Consider the following 25,730-nt stretch of genomic DNA (forward strand, 5'->3'; position numbering starts at 1 on the left):
ACGTTCAGTACAGCGTTGTCTTCAGCCGCTCCGGCAACTCGCGATCGTAGGCCTCTCCATCAAACGCACCACCGCTGATGTGCTGCAGGATCTTGCCTGCGGTGGGCACAGCCGGCTTGGTTTCCTGCGCGCCGCGCTCCCACAGCTTTGAGCGCACCAGCGCCTTCGAGCAATGGAAGTACACCGTCTGCACCTGCACGAGGATCACGCTGCGCGGCAGCTTCCCCTGCACCGCAAATGACACGAGCAATTCCGGATCGGCCGAGATGGTCGCCGTGCCGTTCACGCGCAAGGTTTCACCTACGCCCGGCACGATGAAGAGCACCGACACGCGCCCGTCTTCGACGATATTGCGCAGGTTGTCGATGCGGTTGTTGCCGGGCCGGTCGGGAATCGCCAGCAGCCGTTCGTTCAGGATGCGGACGAAGCCCGGCGCATCGCCCTTGGGCGAGGCATCGGTGCCGCCGGCACCCACGGACGACAGCACGATAAACGGCGAAGCCTCCACGAACGCGCGGTAGTCGACGTTCAGGTGGTCGATCTCCTTGAGCAGCGAACGCGGGTTCGGGGCGCCGTACACGGCTTCGAGGTCGGCAACGGTTTTCAGCGTGTGGGACATGGGTTTCCTGTGGCGGATTAAAACGCGCCGCGCTCGGTGACGATGCAGTCGAGCGCGATGTCGTGCGATTGCGGTGCGACCGATTCCACGCGGTTCACTTCATATGCCACGCCAATCGTGCGCGGGCGGTGTCCGGCGGCATGCAACGCAGCGAGCGTGCGGTCGTAGAAGCCGCCGCCGTAGCCGATGCGGTAGCGCTGCGCGTCAAAGCCCACGCACGGGATCAGCAAGGCATCGGGCGTTTCCATCTCACCCGAGCGGGGGATGGGGATGTTGTACGCGCCGGGCGTCATTTCACAATCGGGCGTCCATCGCCGAAACTGCAAGGGCGAGAATTTGTCAGTCACTACAGGCAGCAGTGCATGGCGCGTGGCGTCGCCGCCAACCAGTGGCCCAGCACGGTCAACGCATCGAACTCTCCCTGCGTTGGCCAGTAGGCGGCCAGGCGTTTGACGGGCAGTGCGTTCAGCAACCCGGCCAGGTGATGCGCCACCGCGGCATCGTGGGCGATGCGATCCGGCAGCGCGGCGCGTGCATCGAGCAACAGGGTGCGCAGCGTGCGGCGCGATTCGATGGGCGTGGTGGGATGGGCCGGATCGTGCGTGCTCATTGGATATGGCCTCTCGCCGGTGGATTGGCGCTAAGGCTGGCGTGGGATAATTCGGCAGACCTAACAGTGATTGGATGGGGCAGGAGATGACATTGAAGGCCAAGGCAGTATATCGCGCGGTCGCGCTGGCTTTTGCGGGTGTGGTGGGCATGAGCGTGGTCGGCCCGACGCCGCTGGCGGTGGCTGCAAAGCGCCAGGCGCCGCAAGGCATTCCGGCCAATCCGGACGATGCGTTTGTCGAGTTGCGCAACGCGGCGCGCCGCAACGATGTGTCGCGCAGCTGGGAGCTGGCTGACAGCCTCTCGGACTACCCGATCCAGTCTTACGTGCAGTATTTCCGCATCAAGCCGCAGCTGTTTGATGCCAGCGGCTACGCGCGTACCGATGCACCGGAAGACGAGATCCGCTCGTTCCTGCAACGCTACAAGGGCGAGGCGATTGCCGACCGGCTGCGCAACGACTGGCTGCTCGTGCTGGGCAAGAAGCGCGATTGGGCGACCTTCGATGCCGAGTACCCGAACTTCGTGCTGAAGGACGACACGCAGGTCGAGTGCTATGCCCTGCTCTCGCGCGCGATGAAGGGCCAGAACGTGGCCGCCGAAGCACGCAACACGCTGTCGGATCCCAAGGGCTATGGCGAAGGCTGTGTCGACCTGATCGGCTATCTGGCGCAGTCCAAGCAGTTCACCCGTGCGGACGTGGCTTTTGCGGCGCGGCTGTCGCTGGAGCAGAACCTGGTCACGCAGGCGTCGCGCATTGGGGCGGTGCTGCCGGACGGCGATCGCGTGGACAACGACACGCTGGCCAACGTGACGCGCATGGCGCGCAACGATCCGTCGCAGGCGACGGCGTATCTGCTGGCGCAAAGCGGCAGCCTGTCGCGCGAAGAGCAAGGCGCAGGCTGGGGCGTCATTGGCCAGTACGCCGCCAAGAAGCAGACGCCCGATGCGCTGGACGCCTACCGTCGCCAGCTGACGCTCGGGGGCGATGCCTACCTCTCCGACGAGTCGCAGGAATGGCGTGTGCGCACGGCCCTGCGCGCCGGGGATTGGAAGATGGTGCGTCAGGCCGTTGAGAAAATGCGCCCCTCCCTGCGCGATCGGGACCCCGCCTGGACGTACTGGTATGGCCGCGCGCTCAAGGCCGACAACCGCAACGACGAGGCCCGCCAGCAGTTCCAGTCGATTGCCGGCCAGTTCAATTTCTACGGCCAACTGGCCCAGGAAGAACTCGGCCAGCGCATCAGCGTGCCGCCGCGCACGACCGTGACCGACGCCGAGATCGACGTGATGGGCCGCAACCACCCGGGCTTTGCGCGCGCCAAGAAACTGTACGACCTGAACCTGCGCTTCGAAGGCAACCGCGAGTGGAACTGGGAGCTGCGCAACATGAGCGACCGCGAGTTGCTGGCCGCAGCCGAATATGGCCGCAAGCTCGGCTTGCTCGATCGCACCGTCAACTCCGCGGACAAGACCAAGGCGGAGCACGACTTTGCGCTGCGCTTCCCGACGCCGTATCTCAATGTGGTGCAGCGCAACGCCGATGCCGTGGGGTTGGACATTGCCTGGGCCTACGGCCTGATCCGCCAGGAATCGCGCTTCATCATGGACGCGCGTTCGTCGGTGGGCGCCTCGGGCCTGATGCAGGTGATGCCGGAAACCGCCAAGCACATCGCCAAGAAGATCGGCCTGCCGGGGTTCCGCGTTTCGCAGATGAGCGACATCGATACCAACGTGCTGCTGGGGACGGCCTACCTGTCGATGATCCTGACGAATCTGGACAGCTCCGTCACACTGGCGACCGCCGGGTACAACGCCGGCCCTGGCCGCCCGAAACGCTGGCGTTCGACGCTCACGCGGCCGGTGGAAGGGGCGATCTTCGCCGAGACGATCCCGTTCAACGAGACGCGCACGTATGTGAAAAACGTGCTGTCGAACGCGACGTACTACAGCGCGTTGCTGACTGGCCGCCCGCAGTCGTTGAAGGACCGCCTGGGCAAGGTTGTGCCGGAATCGGTCACGCCGGACGATCTTCCGTAAGCGCCTGATCGTCATTCCTTTGTCACCCGACGCCCGCCGCAACGCGGGCGTTTTTCATGCGCGCGTGCGCTGGCTGGCGCACAGTTGTGCCGCACGCAGCACGCCGTGTCGACATACCTTGGGGGCAATCCCGTTCGGGATGTATTGTGGTGTTGCCCCCCACCCGTCTTGGAGATGCCTCCATGCAGCCCTCCAATCTGCTCGTCTTTGGCGGTACCGGTTTTATCGGCTCGCAACTGCTGTCTCGGCTGGTCACGGAGACGTTTTCCGCGCCGGGCATGCCCGAAGGCCGCATGATCGTGCCCACGCGCGATCCTGAGTCGTCCCGCGCGCACAACCTCACGCTGCTGCCGCGCGTCGACGTGATGGACGCCGACATCTACGCGGACGATGCCCTCGACGCGCTGTTCCTGGCGCTGACCGAGCGCGGCGGCGAGCACTGCGCCGTCATTAATCTCGTCGGCGTGCTGCAGGATGCGCGCGACATGCCGTACGGCCCGAACTTCCAGCGCGTGCATGTCGATCTGCCACGCCGCATCGTCGCGGCATGCCGGCGCCATGGCGTGAACCGGCTGCTGCACATGAGCGCATTGGGTGCCGATCCGGCGGGCCCATCGATGTACCTGCGCAGCAAGGGCGACGGCGAGCGCGTGGTCATGAACAGCGAGCTTGACTGGACGGTGTTCCGCCCCTCCGTGGTGTTCGGCCCGCAGGATCATTTCCTGAATCTGTTTGCGAGCATGCAGCGCATGGCGCCGTTTGTGCCGCTGGCCTGTGCGGATGCGCGCTTCCAGCCGGTGTACGTGGATGACGTTGCCGCTGCGTTCATCAACGCGCTCAAGAAGCCGGCGACGATCCGGCACGCGTATCCGCTGGTGGGGCCACGTATCTACACATTGGCGGAACTGATGCGCTTTGCGGGGCGTGCCAGCGGCCACCCGCGCTGGATCGTGCCGCTTCCAGAAGGCCTGGGCCGCATGCAGGCCGCGCTGCTGGAGCACCTGCCCGGCGCGCCCATCTCGCGGGACAACCTCGACTCCATGCGCGTGGACAACGTCAGCATGGAACCGGTCGCGCCGGAACTCGGCATCCACCCGCTCGGCATGGAGGCCGTGATGCTGCCAGCCCTGGCTGGCTTTGGGCCGGACCGCGGATTGCGTGCTGCACGTACGCGGGTCCATCGCTAGCCGCTACGAAAACGCGGAGGATTTACCCCGTTTGTGAATCCACTTCACAACCGTGGCCAATCGGATTCGTTTTGTGGCGGTGCAGCGCGAAGCTAGAATGGTTCGTTCGCCTTCGCGCTGCCGCTCGCCGTTTCCGCTACAACAACACCAGAGCGCCCCGGCATTCCCGCGCGATGCCGGCGGACTCCCACAATAATTGCTGTGCACTCTCCAAGGACGGGAATCATGAAACTGGTCATCGGCAACAAGAACTATTCGTCGTGGTCGCTACGCCCGTGGCTGCTCGCCAAGCAGGCCGGCATTCCGTTCGAAGAGATTCGCGTGCGTCTTTTTGTCGAAGGGTTTTCCACTGAGATTCGTCGCTACTCGCCGGCGGGCCGTGTGCCGGTGCTGGTGGACGGCGACATGACGGTGTGGGATTCGCTCGCCATCTGCGAGACGCTGGCCGAGCGCTTTCCGCGCGCGCAACTGTGGCCGGCTGATCCGAAGGCCCGCGCACACGCCCGCTCGATTTGTGCGGAGATGCACAGCGGCTTCACCAACCTGCGCAACAACATGCCGATGAACGTGACGGCTGTGCTGCCCGGCATGGGCTGGAACGTGGCCGTGCAGCGCGACATCGACCGCATTGCCGCCATGTGGACCGAGCTGCGTCAGAAGTACGCCGCAGAAGGCCCGTTCCTCTTCGGCCACTTCACCGTGGCCGATGCGTTCTACGCGCCGGTCGTCAGCCGCTTCGCCACGTACGGCGTGCGTCTGCCCGAGGCCGCCAAGGCTTATGCCGACTACATCCTCAACCTGCCCGCCATGCAGGAGTGGATCGACGGTGCGCGCGCCGAGCATGACTTCCTCGCCGACGACGAGCCGTATCGCACCGCGCCGGACGAAGACACGCTGGTTGTTGCCGACCATGCCGCCAATCAATGACGGAACGCGCAGCGCAGACTGAAGCCATCGTCGATCCAGCCACGCACGGACTGGATGTGTATGCCGTGGGCGGCGCCATTCGTGACGCGCTGCTCGGGCTGCCCGTGCAGGACCGGGATTACGTTGTTGTCGGGGCCACGCCCGAAGCCATGGAGGCGCGTGGCTTTCGTGCCGTCGGCAAGGATTTCCCGGTCTTCCTGCACCCCGCTACGCATGCCGAATACGCGCTCGCCCGCACCGAGCGCAAGACGGCCGCCGGCTACAAGGGCTTCTCGGTCTACTACGCGCCCGACGTCACGCTCGAAGACGACCTCATCCGCCGCGACCTGACCATCAACGCGATGGCGCAGCGCGTGGCGGAGGACGGTGCGCTGGTCGGCCCGGTGGTCGATCCGTACGGGGGGCAGGCCGATCTGGCGTCGCGCACGTTCCGGCATGTGTCGGATGCGTTCATGGAAGACCCGGTGCGCATCCTGCGGCTGGCGCGGTTTGCTGCGCGCTTTGCCGACTTCCACGTCGCGCCCGAAACCAACGCGCTGATGCGGCGCATGGTGCAGGACGGCGAAGTCGATGCGCTGGTGCCCGAGCGCGTGTGGCAGGAGATTGCGCGCGGCCTGATGGAAGCCCATCCGCAGCGCATGTTTGCCGTGCTGCGCGACTGCGGGGCGCTGGTGCGCCTGCTACCCGAACTCGACCGGCTGTGGGGCGTGCCGCAGCGCGCCGACTACCACCCCGAAGTCGACACCGGCGTGCACACCATGATGGTGATCGAAACGGCTGCAGCGATGGCGACGTCGTTGCCGGTACGCTTTGCCGCGCTGGTGCACGACCTCGGCAAGGGGACCACGCCCGACGATATCCTGCCCCGCCACATCGGCCACGAAGAGCGCAGCTTGCCGCTGATCGAAGCGGTGTGCCAGCGTCTGCGCGTGCCGACCGAGTGCCGCGAGCTGGCCTTGGTGGTGGCGCGCGAGCACGGCAACATCCATCGCTGCGAGGGCTTTGATGCGGCGGCGCTGGTGCGTCTGCTCGAGCGTTGCGATGCGCTGCGCAAGCCGGACCGTTTCCGTCAGGCCCTGCAGGCGTGCGAGGCCGACGCACGTGGCCGGCTCGGGTTTGAAGATCGCAGCTATCCGCAGACGGAACGCCTGCTGCGCGCGCTGGCGGCTGCATCGTCCATCGATGCCGGCGCCGTCGCCAAGCGCTATGCCGACAACCCGGCGCACATCAAGCAGGCCGTGCATCAGGCGCGCATCGAAGCTGTCGCGCTGGCCGGCGTCTAGGTTGGCATCCAGCGCCGGCCGTGCGGCCCCTCACTCGAACGGCGTGTCGTTCGGATTGGCGTACAGCGCCTTCAACTGATCGTTCATCGGGAAGTTGAAGTTCAGGTTCTTGGGCGGCACCGGTTTTTCGAACCACTTGGCGTAGAGCGTCTTGATCTCCCCGCTCTTCATCACGCCGGTCATGGTGTCGTCCACCAGCTTCTTGAACTGGGGATCGTCCTTGCGCAGCATGAAGCCGTACGCTTCGAACGACTGCGGCGTGCCGGTCACGACCCAGTCGTCGGGCTTCTGCGCCAGCGTGCGTGCGCCGGCCAGCAGCACGTCATCCATCATGAACGCGCCACGCGGCCGCTCTGCAGCGTGAGGAACGATTCACCGTAATCCTTCCCGCTGATCACGTTCATGTTCATCTTTTTCTCGTCGTTCATCTTGCGCAGGATGCGTTCCGACGTGGTGCCCGCGTTGGTGATGACCGACTTGCCCGCCAAGTCGGGGAAATCCTTCACGCCGGATTTCACGTTGGTCAGCAGGCGCGTGCCGGCAATGAAAAAGGTCGTCGAAAAAGCAGTCTGCTGCTCGCGCGACTTCAGGTGCGTGGTCACGCCGCACTCCAGATCGACCGAGCCGTTCTGCACCAGAGACGTCCGGTTCTGCGACGTCACCGGAATCTGCTTGATGTCGAGGTTGGGTTTGCCCGTCTTCTTCTTGATGGCGTCGATCACGCGGGAGCAGAGGTCAGCCGAGAAACCGACGATCTCGTTCTTGCTGTCGCGGTAAGAAAACGGAATCGACGATTCGCGCACGCCGATTAGGATCGTGTTGCTGTCCTGGATCTTCTTGAGCGTGCCGTCCAGGGCTTGCGCGTGCGCGCCGATCGCGAGCAGGCTCGTCAGCGCCAGCGGGATGATCCGGATACAGCGGGTGGTCAAACGCATACTTCCTCCAATGGTTGTGGTGCGCGGCCTGTTGTGTTGCGGCCGTCTGTGCTTTGGCTTCGTGGCGATGAATGCGGAACGTCTTAACGGCCGAACCAGCTACGCAGATCGGCGGCGCTGGCCAGCGGCCGGTGCAGCGCCTCGAGATGCCGTCGCAGGTTGGTGACGAGCGCTGCGTTGTCGGGCGCTGTGCTGCCGTCGGGCAGGGCCATGTTGTTTTCGAATCCCAGGCGCGCATGGCCGCCGAGCAGCGCTGCGGTGAGCGCGCATTCGGCTTCACGCGGGCCGAATGCGCACATCGCCCAGGGCACGTTGGCGGTGATGTCGCCGCCCTCCGCCCACGCCTGCAGGAACGGCAGCAGGTCGGTGGGGTCGGAGCGCTGACCCGCGCTGTAGCGGCCGAGCACGAACAGCACCCAGTGCGGCGTATCGGGCAACACGCCGCGTGTGCGCAGGTCGCGGTAGCGCACCACGTCGTCGGCGGAATACAGGATGTACTGGATGGCCGTGCGCGCCGCGGCCAGCTCACCAAAGAAGCGCGCGGCTTCCGCCTCGTGCGCGGCATCGGGCGCCAGCTCGCGCAGCGCGGCGGAAATCGCTTCCGGCTGCAGCGCGCGCACCGATGCCATCTGCTGTTCGGGCGTGTAGATGCCGACGGCCTCGGTGGTGATCTGAATCACGAGCGCATCGCCCACGGCTTGTTGCACGGCGGCGATGGCGGGCCGGTAGTCGTCGGGCTCCAGGCTATGCGTGCCGTCGGGGCGGCGCACGTGCAGATGCAGCATCGCGGCGCCGGCATCCACGCATTGGCGCGCGCAGGCGGCCAGTTCGTCGGGCGTGATCGGCAATGCGGAGTGGTCGGCGTGCGTCTTGCGCGCACCGTTGGGCGCAACGGCGATGGCGATGGGCTGGGTCACCACGCGGCCTCCAGCGTGGCGGCGGTGGCGGCGTCAACAGCGTCGCCCAGGCGTTCGACGATGGCGTCGATGTCCTGCGCGGTGGCGATGAACGGCGGCGCGAGCAAGATGTGGTCGCCGCGCTGGCCGTCAATCGTGCCGCCCATCGGATAGACCATCAGGCCGCGCTGCATCGCTTCGGCCTTCACGCGTGCGTGCGTCTTGCGGGCAGGCGGCAGCGGCGCCTTGGTGGCGCGATCCGCCACCAGCTCCACGCCGACAAACAGCCCACGGCCGCGCACGTCGCCCACATGTGCGTGGTCGGCAAAGCGCGCACGCAGCGCTGCACGCAGTTGTTCGCCACGCGCCTGCACATTGGCGAGCAGGTTCTCTTCTGCGATGACCTTCTGCACTTCCAGCGCCGCCGCGCATGCCGTGGCGTGGCCAATGTAGGTGTGGCCATGCTGGAAGAAGCCGCTGCCGTTCGTGATCGCGTCGACAATGCGGCGGTTCACCAGCGTTGCGCCGATCGGTTGATACCCGCCCCCGAGGCCTTTGGCAATGGCGATCATGTCGGGCACCACGCCGTCTTCCTCGCATGCGAAGAGGTAGCCGGTGCGCCCCATGCCGGACATCACCTCATCGAGCAACAGCAGCACGCCGTGGCGGTCGCACACCGCGCGAATCTTACGGAAGTAATCGCCCACCGGCGGCACCGCGCCGGCCGTGGCGCCCACCACGGTTTCGGCGACGAAGGCCGCGACATTTTCGGCGCCGAGTTCGACGATCTTCGCGGCCAGCTCGTCGGCCAGGCGCTGCACGTATTGCGCGTCGCTCTCGCCATCCAGGCGCTCGCGATACGCATAGCACGGCGAAACATGGTGAGCCGGCACCAGCAGCGGCAGGAACGGCTCGCGGCGCCATGCGTTACCGCCAATCGCCAGTGCACCCAGCGTGTTGCCGTGATAGCTCTGACGCCGCGCGATGAAGTACCGGCGTTGCGGCTGTCCGATTTCAACGAAGTATTGGCGTGCAAGTTTCAGCGCCGCTTCGATTGCTTCCGAACCGCCGGAGACGAAATACACGTGGTCCAGATCGCCCGGCGCCGCCGCGGCCAGGCGCGCGGCCAGTTCCTCCGCCACGTCCGTGGTGAAGAACGATGTGTGCGCATACGCCAGCGCGCGCACCTGCTTGCAGATGGCGTCGACCACGCGCGGGTGGCCGTGGCCGAGGCACGAAACGGCGGCGCGCCGCACGCGTCGAGGTAACGCTTGCCGTCGGAGTCGATGAGGGTCATGCCTTCGCCGCCGACAGCGGTGGGCAGCGTCTTGCGCGGGTCGCGGTGGAAGACGGATGTGGTGGACGGTGTCATGAGCGGTCGTGAACGGTCAACGTTGGGTGGGCGGCACGGCGACAGCCGCTTCACTGCGGCGGGCGCTGCGCACGTAGGCGGCTTGTTGCTTGAGCTGGGCGTCGCTGTCGGCCAGATGGGCGAGCGCGGTCGGGCCGGCGTGGCGGAACCACGTCATCAGCAGCGCGTCGAGCAGCGCCATCGGCGCCGCCAGCGAATGGAAGAACGAAGGAATGGCGACGGGGGCGACGAGGTGTTGCCACGCCAGTTCAGCGCCGGGGGCGATGGCGCTGTCGGTCACGTACACAAGGCGCGCCCCGCGCGCATGCGCGTACTGCATCGCTTCAATGACCTCGCGCGTGTACGGATCGAACGTGACGGCCACGACGATGTCGCCCTCGCCGCAAAAGCGCAGCGGGTCGGCCAACGTGTTGCCGCTGCCGGCGCACAGCGTGACCTTGTCGTCGAACAACTGGGCGGCATAGCCGAATGCATGCGTCAGCGCCAGGCAACTGCGTGCGCCCAGCAGGAAGACACGGCGCGCCTTGCAGAGGGCGCTGGCCACGGTGTCCAGTGCCGCCAGGTTGGCCGGCGAAAACGCCGACTGCACATGCGCGCCGATCGCCAGGCCGATGCGCTCGGCCTCCGACGCGCCCGCTGCATCGTCGCCTTGCAGCGCGTTGGCCCGGCCGGTAAAGCCATCGGCTTGCTGGCGTAGGTGGTTCACGCAGATGTCGCGCAGCGCCGCAAAGTCGTCAAAGCCCAGCGCGCGTGCCAGGCGCGAAAACGTGGCCGGCGGCAGGTCGCAGCGGCGCGCAAGATCCCGCATCGAGAGCAGGGCGATGTCGTGCTGGTGCGTCTCCAGCAACATGGCGGCGCGCTGCAGTTGCGGAGACAGATCGCCGGCGCGGTCGCGCAGCGTTTGCATGAGCCCATCGAACGTCATGAGGTGGCCGAGGTGATTCAACTGTTTCGTAAACTACGTAATTGAAACAAATGAGTCAAGATCAGATTGACCTCAGTCGTTGGGCGAACGCAAAAACGCGCATCCCAGGAATGCGGCCGTCTCGGCAAATAAAAACGAGGCCTAAGCCTCCGTCCTGTGTGTGATGCGTGCGTCTCAGGTTGCCGGCGCGTCGAGCTGTTCCATGCGAAGTTGGAAGAAGCCGGCGCCAATCAGCCCCAGCAGGCTCAGCGCCATGCACGTGCAGGCCAGAATCATCACCGCACCTACCGACGAAACCCCGCTCATGAGTGGCGTGTGCGTCAGGGCCGACAGATTGCCGCCTACCCACATCGCCGCGACCAGGGCCATCAAACACGTCAGCGCGGCGGCATTGCGCAACCACGTCAACCGCGTCTTGCGGCTGATGCCGTCGAAAGCGTGGAAATGGAAGTGGTGGTGACCGGTGCCAACGAGTGCCATGGAGAATCTCCTTGTGCTTGCCGTTTGATAGCGTTGAGTCACTATACCGAGACCTGCGACAGTTTGGCGCAGTTTGCGCCGCTAGGTATACCCTGAGCTGCGCTGCGTCAAGAGGCTCGGGTACATTTTTTGTGCGTGCGACACTGCGCCGCAGATCGGCGTGTGGCGCGACAAATGGGAGATGACGGGACGCGCGAACGGCGTCGCAGAAATGAAAAAAGACCTCGCGAGGAGGTCTTTTTTGTTGCCCTGCAAAATCGATTGATCTTGAAGGGCGAAGAATTTTGGTGGCCTGGGGCGGAATCGAACCACCGACACGCGGATTTTCAATCCGCTGCTCTACCAACTGAGCTACCGGGCCAAGCAAAGAAAAGCAAGTATGACAGGGTGTGCGCCCAGTCGTCAAGTACCTTCAAGCACTTTGATGATCAGGCCGCCGGCTCGCCCTTGTTGCGCGAGAGTTCGACGCCCAGCTGCTTGAGCTTGCGATACAGGTGGGTCCGCTCGAGACCGGTCTTTTCTGCCACGCGCGTCATGCTGCCGCCTTCGCGTTGCAGGTGGTATTCGAAATAGGCCCGCTCGAACAGGTCGCGCGCTTCGCGCAGCGGCATGTCGAACGAGAACTGCATGCCACCGCCTTCCGCTGCACGGGCGGGCGCGCCGTTGATATCCGTCCGATCGAGCGCGGCGGGCGTGCCTGCGACTGCGGCGCTTGGCATGGCGCCGGCGAGTCCCGCCGCCTGTGCGGCTGCAGGTGTTGCCGAGCGCGGCTTTTCCTTGCTGCGCGACAGGCCCTGCTCCACCGCCGTCAGCAGCTTTTGCAGCGCGATCGGCTTTTCCAGGAAATTCAGCGCCCCGATCTTGGTCGCCTCGACGGCGGTGTCGATTGTGGCGTGGCCCGACATCATGATGACGGGCATGGTCAGCAGACCTTGCGATGCCCATTCCTTGAGCAGCGTTACGCCGTCGGTATCCGGCATCCAGATATCGAGCAGGACGAGGTCGGGCGTTGCGTTCGCGCGGTATTCGCGCGCGCGCTGCGCGTTCTCGGCGACTTCAACAACGTGCCCTTCGTCTCCGAGGATTTCGGAGAGCAACTCCCGGATACCCATTTCGTCGTCGACAACGAGGATGGTGGCCATGCTTTTCCTCTATGTGCGGCGGGATTGCCGTCCGCGCTACGCGAGTTTTACGAACAGTATGGAAACCTGGGCGCCGACGGTGTCGGTACCCGATGTGCCCGATGTTGTGCTGGATTGGCGGTTGCGCAATTCGATGCGTGCCCCGTGCTCGTCCATGATTTTCTTCACCATGGCCAAGCCCAATCCTGTGCCCTTGGCTTTGGTCGTGACGTACGGCTCGAAGGCGCGGTTGAGGATGCGGGAAGAGAACCCGCCGCCGTTGTCCGCGATCGCAAGCCGCACGGCCTGCCGCCGCGCGCCCGAGGCGTCGTCGTATTCTACCGTGTCAGTTTGCAACATGACATGCGGAGCAGGTCGCCCGGCCGCTTCGTTCTCTGCCACGGCGTCCTGCGCATTCTGCAGCAGGTTGTGGATGACCTGGCGCAGCTGCGTCGGGTCGCCCTTGATGAGCGGCAGATTGGCGCCCAGCCTGGCCTCGATGACGGGGTGGTCGCTGCGGTCAGGGTGATCGATGCCGTACAGGTGGAGCACCTCGGCGGCCAGGGCGTTCAGGTCCAGCTCCTGCAGCATGGCGGGCGGCGTGCGGGCGTAGTCGCGGAAGTCGTCGACCATGCGCTTCATCGCCGCGACCTGGTTGACGATGGTGGTGGCGCCGCGCCGCAGCACGTCGGCGTCCGCCTCAGATAGCTTGGGCGAAAGCTTCATCTCCAGGCGCTCGGCCGAGAGCTGGATGGGCGTGAGCGGATTCTTGATCTCGTGCGCGAGGCGCCGCGCAACCTCGCCCCACGCCACGGAGCGCTGCGCCGAGATCACGTCGGAAATATCGTCGAACACCACCACGTAGCCGCGCTCGGTGCCATGCGCGCCCACCGACGGGCCGGGCAGACGCGTGCCGCGCACCAGCAGCGTGAGGGGCTCGTCTTCGTCTTCGAGCGGAATTTCGACCTGCTTCTGCCAGTGGGCCACCGCGCCGCCGGCGGCCGTGCTTGCGTCTTGTTCGGCGAAGGCCTGTTCGACCACCGGCGCGAAGGCCGCCACCGGCGTGATGCTGGTCAGGCACTGGCCGACCCACGCGCCGAAGGGCTGTTTGAAGATGCGCTCGGCACCCGGGTTGGCGGTCAGCAGAACGAAGCGATGGTCGAACACGAAGACGCCCGCGGTCAGGTTGGTCAGCACGCTCTCAAGATAGGCCTTCGATTGCTCGAGTGCCGCGCGATTCTGCTCCACGGCGCGGCGCGCGTCGGCCAACTGCCGCGTCATCTGGTTGAACTGCTGGGTGAGCACACCGAGTTCGTCGCGCGTATGCAGTTCGCGCTTGGGCGAGAGATCGCCCTCGGCCACTTCGCGCGTGCCCTGGAGCAGCATTAGCAGCGGCCGTGCCAGCTGGGCGCCGAGCAGCAGCGCGAGCATCACCGCAATGAACACCGCCAGGAACAGCGTGAGCGTGAGCGTGCCGATGTACATCTTGCGCAGGCCGGTGCGGCCGAGCGCTTTCTCCTGGTATTCCTGGTAGGCGCGCTGGACGGCGTCGGCGTTGCGGGCGAGCGCCTGCGGCACCGGCTGCACGAGCTGCAGGAAGCGCTCGTCGCGACCGGTTTCGCCGATCAGGCCGAAGCCACGCGAGGTGCTGCCATCTTCCGGCCGGCGGTCTGCGAGCAAACCGGTGCCGGCCCATTTGCGTGCGGGCGTGTTCAGTCCGAGGCCGGGCTCGTCGCGGGAAGATGTGCCCAGTGCCACCACCACATGCAGTTGGTACAGATCGTTGCGGCGGCCAGTGTTGCGTGCCGCTGGCGCCGAGGCGGCCAGCGCGGAGGCGCTGCCGGTATCGTTATCGCTGCCGCCTTCCAGGCTGGCATAGCCTCCCGGCGCACGGGCCTGTTCGAGCACGGCCTGGTCGGGGAGGTTGGGGACGAGCGTGTCGTAGCTATTTGACGCGGTGGCGATCACGCGGCCACTCGCCGTGAAGATGGTCGCCTCCTGCACGCCGAACTGCTCGCGCAATCGATTGAGCGTGATGGCCGTGGCTGAGGCCGACCCATCGCCGACCTGCTCTGCGATCAGGCGGCCCTTGTTCTGCAGATCGGCCAGCGCCGTATCCATGGTCGAACGGCCAAGGTTCAGGCCGGCCTCCAGCGCCGACTCGACCTTCACATCGAACCACGATTCGATACTGCGCGACACGAACTGCAGCGACACCAGGTAGATCAGCACCCCCGGCAGCACGCCGACCACGCCGAAGAACACCGCGAGCTTGGTCATCAACCGCGTGCCGAACTTGCCGCGCCGCGCGCGCAGCGCCAGCGCCAGCATCAGCCCGCCGATGATCACCACCAGCAGCACCCCGATGACGAGGTTGATCTTGTAGAGCAGCGCGAAATACCGGTCGAAGAATTCGGTGTTGGCCGATGCGGCAGCCAGCAGCCCGACCAGCACGATGGCCAGAAAGACGATGGTGCCGGCCACCACCTGATAGAGCAGCCGCTTGTAGCTGCGATCGAAGATCATTTGGCGGGCGCCAGCAACGTGCCTGCGCTCGACGGGCCGGCGCTCATGCCCCAGCCTGGATTGGGCGTCAGGCCGGCCGAGCCCGAAGCGGGCGGGGTCGATGCCGGTGCGCTGGCCGGCGGCGCAGCGGGCGCGGGTGCTGGAGCCGGCGGGGGCTCGTTCGGCACCAGGAGGCTGAAGCGTTTCCACTCCGAGCTGAGATTCCAGTCGCGCGTGTTGACGGCATTGATCTGGAACGGCTTGGGCAGTTGCGTCACGTCCAGGCGCATGCGCACTTCGGCCTGGACGGTTTCGCCGGCCTTGACTGCGCGCTGCTCGAACACACGCCAGCCCCGTACGTGCTGCATGAAATCGACGGCGTCTTTCAGCCGCGAGAATGGCACCTGCAGGCCGCCGGTCGATACCCGGTATTGGCGTGTGAGCGGGTGATACGACAGCCGTACCACGCGCGTGGCGCTGATGGCGTGGTCGTCAAACCAATACCAGCGCGGGCGGATCAGCTCGAATTCGACGAGGAAGTAGAGCGCGATGCCCTTGTTCACTGCGTCTTCGAGGTTGCTGGGCAGGTCGAAATCGAAATCGGCGGAGAGGTTCCAGCCGCCGTCGGCGTATTCGAGCTGGGCCCGGTTGATTTCGATGGACTGTGCGGGCGCCGCGACCGGCCACCAAAGCAGCATGCCCAATGCGACCAGCGCGACCAGCCGTTGCAGAATCTGCCGGAACCGGGTTTGCAGCAGCCGGATCGATGGGCGAAGGATGACAGTCACAACGGTCGGTGCATCAAGGCCGTTTCTGGAAAACCGCGTAAAAGAAGCCGTCGTGATCGAGCGGCAAGGGCGACGCGCCGGCGGCGAATCCGCTGGTCTGCGCCGCGTCGGGCGAGACCGGCAGCAACTGGCCGGGCGCGTGCAATCGTATCGCATCTTCCAGATGGCGTTCAAACCATCGGGCCTGGTCCTCGCCTTCCGTCGGGAAAATCGAACACGTGACATAAACCAACTTGCCACCCGGCTTCAGGCATGCCCAGAGGGCGCGCACGATGTCGCGCTGTAGCCCGGCCAGCGCCTTGAGGTCGGCGGGGCGGCGCAGCCAGCGGATGTCCGGATGGCGCCGCACGATGCCCGCGGCCGAGCACGGCACATCGGCCAGGATGCGGTCGAACGGTCGGCCGTCCCACCAGGTGTCGGGTTTTGCCGCGTCGCCGACGCAGAGCGTAGCGGTCTGGCCCAGGCGTGCGAGGTTTTCGGTGATGCGCACGGCGCGCGCGGCATCCGACTCGAGCGCCGTGACGTCCAGGCCGTCGGCCAGCTCCAGCAGATGGCCGGTCTTGCCGCCCGGCGCGGCGCAGGCATCGAGCACGCGCTGGCCGGGGGCCACGTCGAGCAACGTTGCAGCCAGTTGCGCCCCGGCGTCCTGCACGGAGACATCGCCGTCGGCAAAACCCGGCAGTTCGGCAACGGGCACGGCGCGCGCAAGGCGTACGGCCTGCTCGCCGATCCGCTCGGCGTCGATGCCGGCTTCGGCCAGGCGCGCGAGATACGCGTCGACGGCAATGCGGTGCGGGTTCACGCGCAGCATCATCGGCGGGCGGCGGTTGCCGGCGGCCAGGATGGACTGCCATGCCTCGGGATACGCGCTGCGTACGGCGTCGATCCACCACATCGGATAGTTGGTGGCGGCCGGTAGGTCCGCCTGCATGTTGGCGACCAGCGCCTGTTGCTCGCGCAGGAAGCGGCGCAGCACGCCGTTGATCATGCCCTTGCCGTGCGAAAGCTTCGGGTCGGCCGAGGCGGCCGTGACGGTCTGGTCGACGACGGTGAACGGCGCGTACGGCAGCGGTTCGTCCAGCAATTGTGCAAGCGCCACGCGCAGCAGATTGGCGGCGCCTTCGGCGGGCGGGCGCGGGATCAGCGTGCGGATCAGCCAGTCGGTGCTGCCCAGCCAGCGCGTGGCGCGGTAGGCGAGATCCTGCACGGCGCCGCGCACCGGTGCGGCTTGGCCCTGGCAGACGGCATCGATGGCCTGCGGCAATGCCGTGCCCTGCCGCAGCTTGCCCAGGGCGGCGGCGGCAAGCGACAAGGCGTGGGCGAGGGAATCGGGCGGCAGGCGCATCGGGCAACAGGAAATCAGGCGGACAAAATGCAACGAGCCCGCGATGGGCGGGCTCGTGCGGACTGCGGAAGTATAAAGGAAGCGCCCGGCCGGGCTGCCGCTTTTACGCCGGATATTGCCCCGTCTGCGCCATCTGCATCAGGCGCGCGATGCGCTCTTCCGTGGCCGGGTGCGTGCTGAACAGGTTGGCCAGGCCGCCGCCATGCAGCGGGTTCATGATCATCATTTGCGCGGTGGCCGGGTGGGCTTCAGCCGCGGCAAACGGAATGCCGGCCGCATAGCGATGGATCTTGTCCAGCGCCGAAGCCAGCGCCTGCGGGTCGCCGCTGATGGTCGCGCCGCCGCGGTCGGCTTCGAACTCGCGTGCGCGGGAAATCGCCATCTGGATGAGCGACGCCGCCAGCGGCGCGAGGATCGCCACCGCAATCCCGGCGATCGGATTCGCGGGGCGGCCTTCGCTGTCGCGGCCGCCGAAGAACACGGCAAAGTTCGCCAGCGCCGAGATCGCACCGGCCATGGTGGCCGAGATGGTCGAGATGAGGATGTCGCGGTGCTGCACGTGGGCCAGTTCGTGCGCCATCACGCCGCGCAGTTCGCGCTCCGACAGGATGTTGAGGATGCCGGTGGTTGCGGCCACGGCGGCGTGCTCGGGGTTACGGCCGGTGGCGAAGGCATTCGGCTGGGCTTCGTCGATGAGGTAGACGCGCGGCATCGGCAGGCCGGCGCGGCCGGCAAGCTCCTGCACCATCCGATAGAACTGCGGCGCGCTGGTCTCGTTGACTTCCTGCGCGTTGTACATGCGCAGGACCATCTTGTCAGAGAACCAGTACGAGAAGAAATTCATGCCCAGCGCGAACAGCAGCGCCAGCATCATCCCGCTGCGTCCGCCGATCATGCCGCCGATGACGATGAACAGCGCGGTGATCGCTGCCATCAACATGAAGGTCTTGATCCAGTTGAACATGGGGGTGTGGCTCCTGTGGGTGTTGGGTTTTGCGAGTTCGTTAGATCGCGATAATCGCTGAAAATTCAAGGGTTTGCGCGGCAGTTGCGCGATATTTCGCCGCAGATGACGCTTGACGCATCAACGGGTGGTGAACGCCAGCCGAGCGCCCAGCCCGATGAACGCCGTGCCGACCACGCGATCGAGCCAGCGCTTGATGCCAGGTTTGCCCGCCACGCTGCGAGTGACGCTGGCGGCCACCCACGCCACGAGGCTATTCCAGATCGTCGACATGACGATGAACACCGCGCCCAGCGCCAGGAATGCCAGCGCCTTGTGGGCGGCGTGCGGATCGACGAATTGCGGGAAGAACGACAGGAAGAACAGCACCACCTTGGGGTTCAGCACATTGGTGAGAAAGCCCTGCATGAACAGCGACTTGAGCGGACGCGGGCGCTTGGCGGCGGGCGTTTCCGTTTTTTCGGCCGGGGCGTCCTCGCGTTCGGGCGGCGCCAGCAGCATGCGGCCGCCCAGGTAGATCAGGTACGCCGCGCCCACCACCTTGATGACTGTGAACGCGACGGTGGATGCTGCCAGTAGCGCCGTCAGGCCGAAGGCGACCGCCAGCACGTGCACGCAGCAGCCCGCCGATACCCCCAGCGACGACAGCAGCCCCGCCGCGCGTCCTTGCGAAACGCTGCGCCCGACGATATAGGCCGTGTCGGGCCCTGGCGTCACATTCAGCAGAAACACAGCCAGCATGAAGAGCGGCAGATTGACGATGCCCAGCGCGGTCATGGCGAAATCCTCTTCTATATAGATGGCGTGGTCAGCTGCGCGATGCGAAGCGCTGGCCGGGCTGGATCGCCAGGCCTTGCAGGAATTCGCGCGCCGGCAGGCGTTTGCCGCCCGGCTTCTGCAACTGCGTCACGCGCAGCGCGCCGGCGCCGCACGCGATGGTGACGCCCTCCGCGTTGGCGGCGAGTACCGTGCCGGGTTCTGCGTCAGCCGGGCGATCGGCCAGCGCCTCAGCCTGCCAGAACTTGATCGCCACGCCATCCAGCGCAGCCGATGCACCGGGAAACGGATTGAACGCATGCACCTGCCGCAGCAACGCGGCGGCGTGGCGCGACCAGTCGAGCGCGGCTTCGTCCTTGGCGATCTTCTCGGCATACGTGATGCCTTCGGCGGGCTGCGGCGTGGCGTCGAGCTTGCCGTCTTGCGCCAGCTTGGTGAGCGCCTCCACGACCATGCGTCCGCCGAGCGCGGCCAGCGTGTCGTGCAGCGTGCCGGTCGTGTCGGTCAGGCCGATGGGCACGCGCTCCATGGCGATCATGTCGCCGGTATCCAGGCCTGCATCCATCTGCATGAGCGTGATGCCCGATTCGGCATCGCCCGCTTCGATTGCACGGTGGATGGGCGCGGCGCCACGCCAGCGCGGCAGCAGCGACGCGTGGATGTTGATGCAGCCAAAGCGCGGCAGATCGAGCACTTCCTGCGGCAGGATCAGGCCATAGGCCGCGACGACCATCACGTCGGGGCGTTGGGCGGCCAAGGCGTCGATGGCTTCCGCGGCTTCCTGCGGATACTTGCCCGTGCGGCGCAGCGACGGCGGCTGGAGGATCGGCGCGAACCCATGTGTGACGGCGTATTGCTTGACGGGGCTTGCCTGCAATTGCATGCCGCGGCCTGCGGGGCGATCGGGCTGGCTCAGCACGGCAACGACGGGAAAGCCGGCCTGGTGGATCGCCGCCAGGGCAATCTGCGCAAATTCAGGCGTGCCGGCAAACGCTACGCGAAGGGTGGACGTCATGGATGGAAAACCGAAATCGAGGGGAAGCGCGCTACACGACAGCGTAGCGCATTGGCTTAGCGACGGCCGCGATGCGGCGTGTCGGTGAGCGGCACGATGGGCTCCGGCGACGGCAGTGCCTCGGGCACGCCATTGCCGCGCCGCTGGAACAGCGAGAAGGTTTCGTTGGTGTCGCCCGGACGGCTGCCGCGCCACACCATTTCCCAGTTGTTGCCGTGCGGGCGTCGCCGGGCGTGTTCCGGGCGTTTTTCGAGCACGAGTATCAGGTCGCAGGTGCGGGCGGTCGGGTTCGGGCGGTGATCGTCGCCGGCACCGCTGTGGCCGAGCAGCCATTTGACGGGGCGTACGCCGGTTTCGTAGTGCATCAGTGCGCGCTCGCTTTCGCCCATGCCGCGCGTGGCGACGCAGATCTGCGCGGATTCGAGCACGGGCTTGATGGCCTGGAACAGCGGCCGGTAGCTGCGGGCGTCGTCCACCCAGGGCATCAAAAGCGTGCCCAGCAGACCCCACACCATCCCCAGACCGGCCGCCCATGCGACCACACCGGAACGCGCCGGCCGCAGCCAGACGCAGGCGGCCCATAGCGCCGTGATGGCAGCCGCCGCCAAGACGGCGAACGGGTGGACCAGCATGTCGTACGGCAATGGCAGCACGCGGCCCAGCATCTTGGCCAGCCAGCCCGGCAGCAACTGCCCGCCGCTCGTCACGAGCGCGCCCCACACGGCCCACACCACCAGACCCACCACGCCAAACAACGCCACCGCCGCGCCCCATGCGCGCGCGCGCCACGCTGGCGCGATCAGCAGCAGCATCGGCGCGCCGAGCAGGGCCAGCGCCGGTTGCAGCGGCATCAGGTAGACATCGCGCAGCACCGCCGAGCGCAGCACCACGGCAATCGTCGCCAACACGAACAGCGCAACGACCAGGTGCCCTTGATACGGCAACAGCCACGCCGTGCGCGCGCCATGCCCGCGCTGCCGCACGAGCTTGTACAGCGACACGCCGAGCACGGCCACCGCCGGCCACACAGCCGGCGTGCCGGTCAGGAAGATCGAGCGGATGGTCGTTGTCAGCGCACCTTTCTCGCCGCCCAGATGCGAGAAGCCGAAGAAGCGGCCGAGGTTATTGACCCAGAACCATTCGATGAACAGATCCGGCGATTCGTGCCAGAAGATGGCCGGCCAGATCGCCAGCCATGGCAGTGCCACTAGCAGCGAGAGGCCATAGAAGCGCCATGCCTGCCGGTTGCGGAAATCTGGCAGCAGCGCAATCGCTGCCAACAGGGTGATCGCGAACAGCCCCGGTACGAGCACGCCCTTGCCGAGGAACGCCACGCCGATGCCTGTACCGAACCACAGTGCGGGTCGCAGGACGTCGACGCCCTTGGCGCCGCCGGTTTCGCTCTCCTTGACGAAGCGCACGAGGCCGTACAGCGCTAGCGCCGTGCCGGCCAGTTGCGGGACATCGGCAATGAACTTGTGGACGTGCTCGACCAGTCCCACGCAGCCGGCAAACAGCAGCAGCGCGCCCAGCGCATAGTCGCGCAGTGCCGCGCCGCCGGCGTCGAGGCCGGCTTCACGGCGTGCGGCCAACGTCAGCCCGGGGCGCCCCCGGGCCAAGTCTGCGCCCACACGCAAGCGCCAGTCGCGCGCTTCGCTGCGCAGCAGGCGCGCCGTGCGCCAGACGGCCCAGCACGTCAGCGCCATCCAGAACAGCACCGCCACGCGTACGGCTTCGTGCGGCGGCATGTCGGGCAGCGCGAGCGCGGCGAGTGCGCCCGTCCAGTACATCAGCGGGGGTTTTTCGACGAACGGCTCGAAGGCGACGTTGGGAACGACCCAGTCGCCGCGCTCGATGATGTTGATGACGATGCCGAAGGAATACGGCTCGTCCGCCTTCCATGGCGCGCGCCAGAACGTGCCCGCCACAAAATACGCGCACAGCATCAGCACGACGACGGCACGCCAGTGCCGCACCAGCAGCGCCGACAGGCGGCGTGGGCTTACGTTAGCGCCTGCGTCGGCGGGAGCGATCGGCATCAGCGGGATGGAGCGGGTGCGCGCGTCGGCGTCGCCAGGCATGGGAACACGTTCAACGCTGGGGCACGGCGTCGCGTTGATGCTTCTTGAGCTTGGAGCGGATGCGCGTCTGCTTGAGCGGCGAGAGGTATTCGACGAAGACCTTGCCCATCAGGTGATCCATCTCATGCTGGATGCACACGGCCAGCAGATCGTCGGCCTCCAGCTCGAAGGTTTCGCCCTTCTCGTTCAGTGCGCGCACGCGCACGCGGGCCGGGCGGTCGACCTTGTCATAGATATCAGGCACCGACAGGCAGCCTTCGTCCCAGACCTTGTGCTCATCACTGGCCCAGATGATTTCCGGGTTGATGAACACGCGCAGCTCGTCGCGCGATTCCGACACGTCGATGGTGATCACGCGCTCGTGCACGTCGACCTGCGTGGCGGCCAGGCCGACGCCCGGCGCCTCGTACATGGTCTCGGCCATGTCGGCCACCAGTTTGCGGATGCGGTCATCCACCACGGCGACCGGTTTGGCGACCTTGTGCAGCCGCGGATCAGGGTATTGCAGGATATTCAGTAGGGCCATGATGCTTGGCAACAACGGTTGCAGAAGGCCACGCTAACGAGGGGTTGCCTTCAATTGCGATCGCTTGGAATGTCATGCAGAATCGGGGGCGCTATCCGCCACATGGCTTAGGAAAAAGCCTGACGAATGTTGGATGCCATACCCCTCTTGCTGCAGCGCAGAACTGCGTACAGCTGCGGCGGTGAGGCGTCGAACAGGCCCGCGGACCACTCGCCGATTCTTCATAGAATAATGCGCCATCGTAACACACCGATGCACTCCCAGCCCGCCATGCAAACCGCCATGAAAGCGCGCCAGTCTTACGTTTGCGCCCTGTCGGCGGTTGCCGCGGCAGCGCTTTTCTGCATGGGCGCCGCCCACGCTGCCGAGCGCACTGTGACGCCGGCACAACAGGCGCAGGCCGCGACGGCTGCCCAAGCGGGCATCCCCGAATCCGAACTGTCCCCCACCGCGCCTGCGCAGTACACCGTGCGCCGTGGAGACACGCTCTGGGCGATCTCCGGCAAGTACCTCAAGCGGCCCTATCGCTGGCCCGAACTCTGGGGCATGAACCGCGAGCAGATCCGCAACCCGCATCTGATCTATCCGGGCCAGATCCTGTATCTGCATCACGCCAATGGCCGCGCGTGGCTGTCGAGTTCGCCGGCGTCGGCGGATGGCAGCACGGTGCGCCTGTCGCCGCATACCCGCGTGTCGGGGCAGGACGGTGACGCCATCTCCAGCATTCCCGCCGCCGCCATCGAGCCGTTCCTCACCCAGCCGATCGTCGTGGATGAAGAAACGCTGGCCACGCCGGCGCGCATCTTCTCGCTGCCCGAAGGCCGCGTTTATCTGGGCAAGGGCGAAAACGCCTACGCCCGCGGCCTGCCGGAAGGCGAAGGCGGGCAGGCTGGCACCGAATGGCAGGCGTATCGCCCAGTCCGTCCGCTCAAGGATCCGGTCACGGGCAACGTGCTCGGCTACGAAGCCGACTTCCTCGGCACGCTGCGCGTGGTGCGTGCGGCGACCGGCCCGCAGGCGGTGACCAAGATGGAGGTGCTGTCGTCCAAGGAAGAAATGGGCGTCGGCTCGCAACTGATGCCGCTGCCGCCGCGCGTGCCGGTGCGCTATGTGCCGCATGCGCCGGAAGGTGACGTGCACGGCGCGGTCGCCAAGGTGACCGGCGGTGTGCGCTTCGGCGGCACCGACCAGGTGGTTGTGCTGAACATCGGCAGTCAGCAGGGGCTGGAGCCTGGCCACGTGCTGTCGCTGGCGCGCGCTGGCGCACTCGTGAAAGACGCCACCGCTGGCAACGAAGCCGTGCAACTGCCCGCAGAGCGCTACGGCCTCGCCTTTGTGTTCCGCGTGTTCCCGCACGTGGCCTATGCGCTGGTGACGGACGCGTCGAACGCCGTGGAAGTGGGCGACAGCGTCAGCAACCCGATGTCGCAGCAACCCTGAACTACGCGCTACCGCAGTCCTCGATTTGACCGATGCATCCCAGGCCGCGGCGTCCGCTGCGGCCGATTCCACTGCTTCCCTTTCCTGTACGCGCGATCCGGCTGAACTGGCCGCGTGGCTGCGTCTGACTGAAACCCCGGGCGTTGGGCCTGTGGCCGCGCGGCAGTTGCTGGCGGCCTTCGGATTGCCGCAAGACATCTTCGCCCAGCCGTATGCCGCGCTCGCCAAGGTGCTTCCCGAGCGTCAGGCGCGTGCGGTGCTCGCCGAGCCCGACGAGACGCTGTCAGCGCTGATCGAGCGCACCGTCGCCTGGGTGAACGAGCCGGGCAATGCCATCTTCACACTGGCCGATCGGGGCTACCCGCCCCGCCTGCTCGAACTGCCGGACCCGCCGACCCTGCTGTACACCAAGGGCGACGCCTCCCTGCTGCGCGCGGCCGCGGTGGGCGTGGTCGGTGCGCGCAGCGCCACGGCGGCCGGCATCGACAACGCCCGGGCATTTTCCCAGGCGCTGTCGGCGGCAAGCGTGACGGTCGTGTCGGGCCTGGCGCTCGGCATCGATGCGGCGGCGCATGAAGGCGCGCTGGCCGGCCCCGGCAGCACCATCGCAGTCGTGGGTACGGGGCTGGATATTGTTTACCCGGCCCGCAACCGGGCGCTGGCGCATCGCATTGCCGAGGCTGGCGTGATCATCTCCGAATACCCGCTCGGCATGGGCGCGCGGGCCGAGAACTTCCCGCGCCGCAACCGCCTCATCTCCGGCTTGGCGCGCGGGCTGCTGGTGGTGGAAGCGGCGGCGCAGTCCGGCTCGCTGATCACGGCGCGGCTGGCGGCCGAGCAGGGGCGCGATGTGTTTGCGATTCCCGGGTCGATCCATTCGCCGCTGGCCAAGGGCTGCCATCTGTTGATCAAGCAAGGCGCCAAGCTGGTGGAAACCGCCGCCGATATCCTCGACGAACTTGGCTGGGGGCGTGCTGCAGCGCCGGCCAAACGGGCGACGCGTGGGGTAGCGGCCGAGGCGTCCGCGGCCGCATCGGTCCCCGTTCGCCAAGAGTCAAGTGCTGCCGAAACCGCATTGCTCGACGCGCTTGGCTTTGACCCTGTCGATCTGGATACCTTGTGCGAGCGCACCGGCCAGGCAGCGGCCGCGCTCTCCGCACAGCTTCTGGCGCTGGAGCTGGATGGCCGCGTCGAGCGTCAGCCGGGCGGACGCTTCCTGCGGCTTCCGTGAAAGCGTGCCTACAATAGGCGCGACCCGTCCGCCACTCCGCTGATCGTTCAGCCCCGTTTTTCATGCCACTGCTCTCGCCCGACACCGACGCCGCTGCGCTGCACGCGGGCATCCGCTCCGGGCAACTGCTGGTCGCGTGCCTGTGCGCGGAGTGGTGCGGCACGTGCCGCGCCTATCGCAAGACCTTCACTGAACTGGCGCAGCGGCATCCGGAGTGCTGCTTTGTCTGGGTCGATGTGGAAGACCATGCCGACGCGCTGGGCGATTTCGACGTGGAAAACTTTCCGACCCTGCTGGTGCAGCGAGGGAGCGATGTGTTGTTTTTCGGCCCCGTCTTGCCTCATGCGGGCGTTGTTGAGGGATTGCTTTCGCGTGATCTGAGCACGGCTTCCGCGGTAGTTGCGGCCCCCGACTTGCGAGGCTGGCTGCTGGAATCGGCGTGATTGCAGGCCTTGACAACGCCAAGCGCCGCATGCGCCACTCTATTGCGCCTGAAAAGGAACCGCGCTTATGATTGGCGGCCAAATTTGGGCCGGCCGAACATTGAGGACGCCCAAATGGGCGCGCTGACAAGCGTCGCCGGCACTTGAAGTCGGCAGGCGTTGCCATAAGACTCTAAAAAAACACGCGAACGGTCGTTATAGAAAAGCGACTTCTTCTTTAC

At 66.3% G+C, this 25,730-nt stretch carries 20 protein-coding genes, 1 tRNA gene and 3 pseudogenes; 7 read left to right on the plus strand and 17 right to left on the minus strand.

Translation table 11 applies throughout. The features are described 5' to 3' along the window. Positions 1-4: 4 nt before the first annotated feature. Together FUT88_RS10635 and FUT88_RS10640 are read right to left on the minus strand one after the other, a co-directional pair. Positions 5-619 carry a pyridoxamine 5'-phosphate oxidase family protein gene (locus FUT88_RS10635; RefSeq protein ID WP_147214991.1) on the minus strand — a complete coding sequence of 205 codons (615 nt, stop codon included), beginning with the start codon at positions 617-619 and terminating at the stop codon, positions 5-7. Between the two features lie 17 nt (positions 620-636). After that, positions 637-1,229: pseudogene (locus FUT88_RS10640) on the minus strand (5-formyltetrahydrofolate cyclo-ligase). An 86-nt stretch (positions 1,230-1,315) separates the two neighbouring features. On the opposite strand from FUT88_RS10640, the gene FUT88_RS10645 reads away from it, so the two are divergent. The 4 genes from FUT88_RS10645 to FUT88_RS10660 all read left to right on the plus strand — a co-directional run bounded on the left by FUT88_RS10645 (position 1,316) and on the right by FUT88_RS10660 (position 6,665). Next, positions 1,316-3,268, plus strand: coding sequence for a lytic transglycosylase domain-containing protein (locus FUT88_RS10645; protein WP_147214993.1), 1,953 nt, complete (start codon positions 1,316-1,318; stop codon positions 3,266-3,268). A gap of 182 nt (positions 3,269-3,450) precedes the next feature. Beyond that, the gene (locus FUT88_RS10650; protein WP_147214995.1) at positions 3,451-4,455 is read left to right on the plus strand and encodes a complex I NDUFA9 subunit family protein; all 1,005 of its coding nucleotides are present in this window, start codon (positions 3,451-3,453) and stop codon (positions 4,453-4,455) included. 225 nt (positions 4,456-4,680) lie between these two features. Next, positions 4,681-5,382, plus strand: a complete 702-nt coding sequence (locus FUT88_RS10655) for a glutathione S-transferase family protein (RefSeq protein ID WP_147214997.1) — start codon at positions 4,681-4,683, stop codon at positions 5,380-5,382. Further along, positions 5,379-6,665, plus strand: coding sequence for a multifunctional CCA addition/repair protein (locus FUT88_RS10660; protein ID WP_147214999.1), 1,287 nt, complete (start codon positions 5,379-5,381; stop codon positions 6,663-6,665). The genes FUT88_RS10655 and FUT88_RS10660 overlap by 4 nt, the downstream gene beginning before the upstream one ends. 30 nt (positions 6,666-6,695) lie before the next feature. Here FUT88_RS10660 and FUT88_RS10665 read toward each other — a convergent pair. From FUT88_RS10665 to def, 15 genes and pseudogenes are all read right to left on the minus strand, one after another. Continuing rightward, a pseudogene (locus FUT88_RS10665) lies at positions 6,696-7,600 on the minus strand (glutamate/aspartate ABC transporter substrate-binding protein). Between the two features lie 83 nt (positions 7,601-7,683). Beyond that, entirely contained in the window at positions 7,684-8,517 is an 834-nt protein-coding gene (locus FUT88_RS10670) for a 3-keto-5-aminohexanoate cleavage protein (RefSeq protein WP_147215071.1), read from the minus strand. Next, a pseudogene (locus tag FUT88_RS10675) lies at positions 8,514-9,868 on the minus strand (aspartate aminotransferase family protein). Before FUT88_RS10675 ends, FUT88_RS10670 begins: the two are co-directional and overlap by 4 nt. Positions 9,869-9,884: 16 nt before the next feature. Beyond that, positions 9,885-10,793: a MurR/RpiR family transcriptional regulator gene (locus FUT88_RS10680; protein WP_147215001.1), complete on the minus strand. Its 909-nt coding sequence runs from the start codon at positions 10,791-10,793 to the stop codon at positions 9,885-9,887. A gap of 174 nt (positions 10,794-10,967) precedes the next feature. Continuing rightward, positions 10,968-11,273 (minus strand): hypothetical protein, encoded by a 306-nt coding sequence (locus FUT88_RS10685; protein ID WP_147215003.1) that lies wholly within the window; start codon positions 11,271-11,273, stop codon positions 10,968-10,970. A gap of 285 nt (positions 11,274-11,558) precedes the next feature. Continuing rightward, positions 11,559-11,634: transfer RNA gene (locus FUT88_RS10690), tRNA-Phe, on the minus strand. Between the two features lie 67 nt (positions 11,635-11,701). After that, on the minus strand, positions 11,702-12,415 hold the full coding sequence (locus FUT88_RS10695; protein WP_147215005.1) for a response regulator: 714 nt from the start codon (positions 12,413-12,415) through the stop codon (positions 11,702-11,704). A gap of 36 nt (positions 12,416-12,451) precedes the next feature. Further along, the gene (locus tag FUT88_RS10700) at positions 12,452-14,920 is read right to left on the minus strand and encodes a sensor histidine kinase (RefSeq protein ID WP_147215007.1); all 2,469 of its coding nucleotides are present in this window, start codon (positions 14,918-14,920) and stop codon (positions 12,452-12,454) included. After that, positions 14,917-15,687: a DUF4390 domain-containing protein gene (locus tag FUT88_RS10705; RefSeq protein ID WP_147215009.1), complete on the minus strand. Its 771-nt coding sequence runs from the start codon at positions 15,685-15,687 to the stop codon at positions 14,917-14,919. The genes FUT88_RS10700 and FUT88_RS10705 overlap by 4 nt, the downstream gene beginning before the upstream one ends. 13 nt (positions 15,688-15,700) lie before the next feature. Next, positions 15,701-17,032 (minus strand): 16S rRNA (cytosine(967)-C(5))-methyltransferase RsmB, encoded by a 1,332-nt coding sequence (gene rsmB / locus FUT88_RS10710; RefSeq protein WP_147215011.1) that lies wholly within the window; start codon positions 17,030-17,032, stop codon positions 15,701-15,703. Positions 17,033-17,135: 103 nt separating this feature from the next. After that, positions 17,136-17,996 carry a zinc metalloprotease HtpX gene (gene htpX, locus FUT88_RS10715; RefSeq protein WP_009239408.1) on the minus strand — a complete coding sequence of 287 codons (861 nt, stop codon included), beginning with the start codon at positions 17,994-17,996 and terminating at the stop codon, positions 17,136-17,138. Between the two features lie 120 nt (positions 17,997-18,116). Continuing rightward, on the minus strand, positions 18,117-18,773 hold the full coding sequence (locus tag FUT88_RS10720) for a LysE family translocator (RefSeq protein WP_147215013.1): 657 nt from the start codon (positions 18,771-18,773) through the stop codon (positions 18,117-18,119). A 31-nt stretch (positions 18,774-18,804) separates the two neighbouring features. Next, a complete protein-coding gene (gene fmt / locus FUT88_RS10725) occupies positions 18,805-19,788 on the minus strand; it encodes a methionyl-tRNA formyltransferase (protein ID WP_147215015.1) in 984 nt (327 codons plus the stop codon). Between the two features lie 56 nt (positions 19,789-19,844). Further along, positions 19,845-21,869 carry an ArnT family glycosyltransferase gene (locus tag FUT88_RS10730; RefSeq protein ID WP_147215017.1) on the minus strand — a complete coding sequence of 675 codons (2,025 nt, stop codon included), beginning with the start codon at positions 21,867-21,869 and terminating at the stop codon, positions 19,845-19,847. 10 nt (positions 21,870-21,879) lie between these two features. After that, positions 21,880-22,395 carry a peptide deformylase gene (def, locus tag FUT88_RS10735; protein WP_092974019.1) on the minus strand — a complete coding sequence of 172 codons (516 nt, stop codon included), beginning with the start codon at positions 22,393-22,395 and terminating at the stop codon, positions 21,880-21,882. A gap of 252 nt (positions 22,396-22,647) precedes the next feature. On the opposite strand from def, the gene FUT88_RS10740 reads away from it, so the two are divergent. The 3 genes from FUT88_RS10740 (at position 22,648) to FUT88_RS10750 (ending at position 25,509) form a co-directional block, all read left to right on the plus strand. Beyond that, the gene (locus tag FUT88_RS10740) at positions 22,648-23,835 is read left to right on the plus strand and encodes a LysM peptidoglycan-binding domain-containing protein (protein WP_147215019.1); all 1,188 of its coding nucleotides are present in this window, start codon (positions 22,648-22,650) and stop codon (positions 23,833-23,835) included. A gap of 25 nt (positions 23,836-23,860) precedes the next feature. Then, on the plus strand, positions 23,861-25,066 hold the full coding sequence (gene dprA / locus FUT88_RS10745) for a DNA-processing protein DprA (protein WP_147215020.1): 1,206 nt from the start codon (positions 23,861-23,863) through the stop codon (positions 25,064-25,066). A 62-nt stretch (positions 25,067-25,128) separates the two neighbouring features. Then, positions 25,129-25,509, plus strand: coding sequence for a thioredoxin family protein (locus FUT88_RS10750; protein ID WP_147215022.1), 381 nt, complete (start codon positions 25,129-25,131; stop codon positions 25,507-25,509). Positions 25,510-25,730 lie beyond the last annotated feature (221 nt).

The sequence above is a fragment of the Ralstonia sp. TCR112 genome (assembly GCF_007997035.1).
In the GTDB taxonomy this organism is placed as follows: Bacteria; Pseudomonadota; Gammaproteobacteria; order Burkholderiales; family Burkholderiaceae; genus Ralstonia; species Ralstonia edaphi.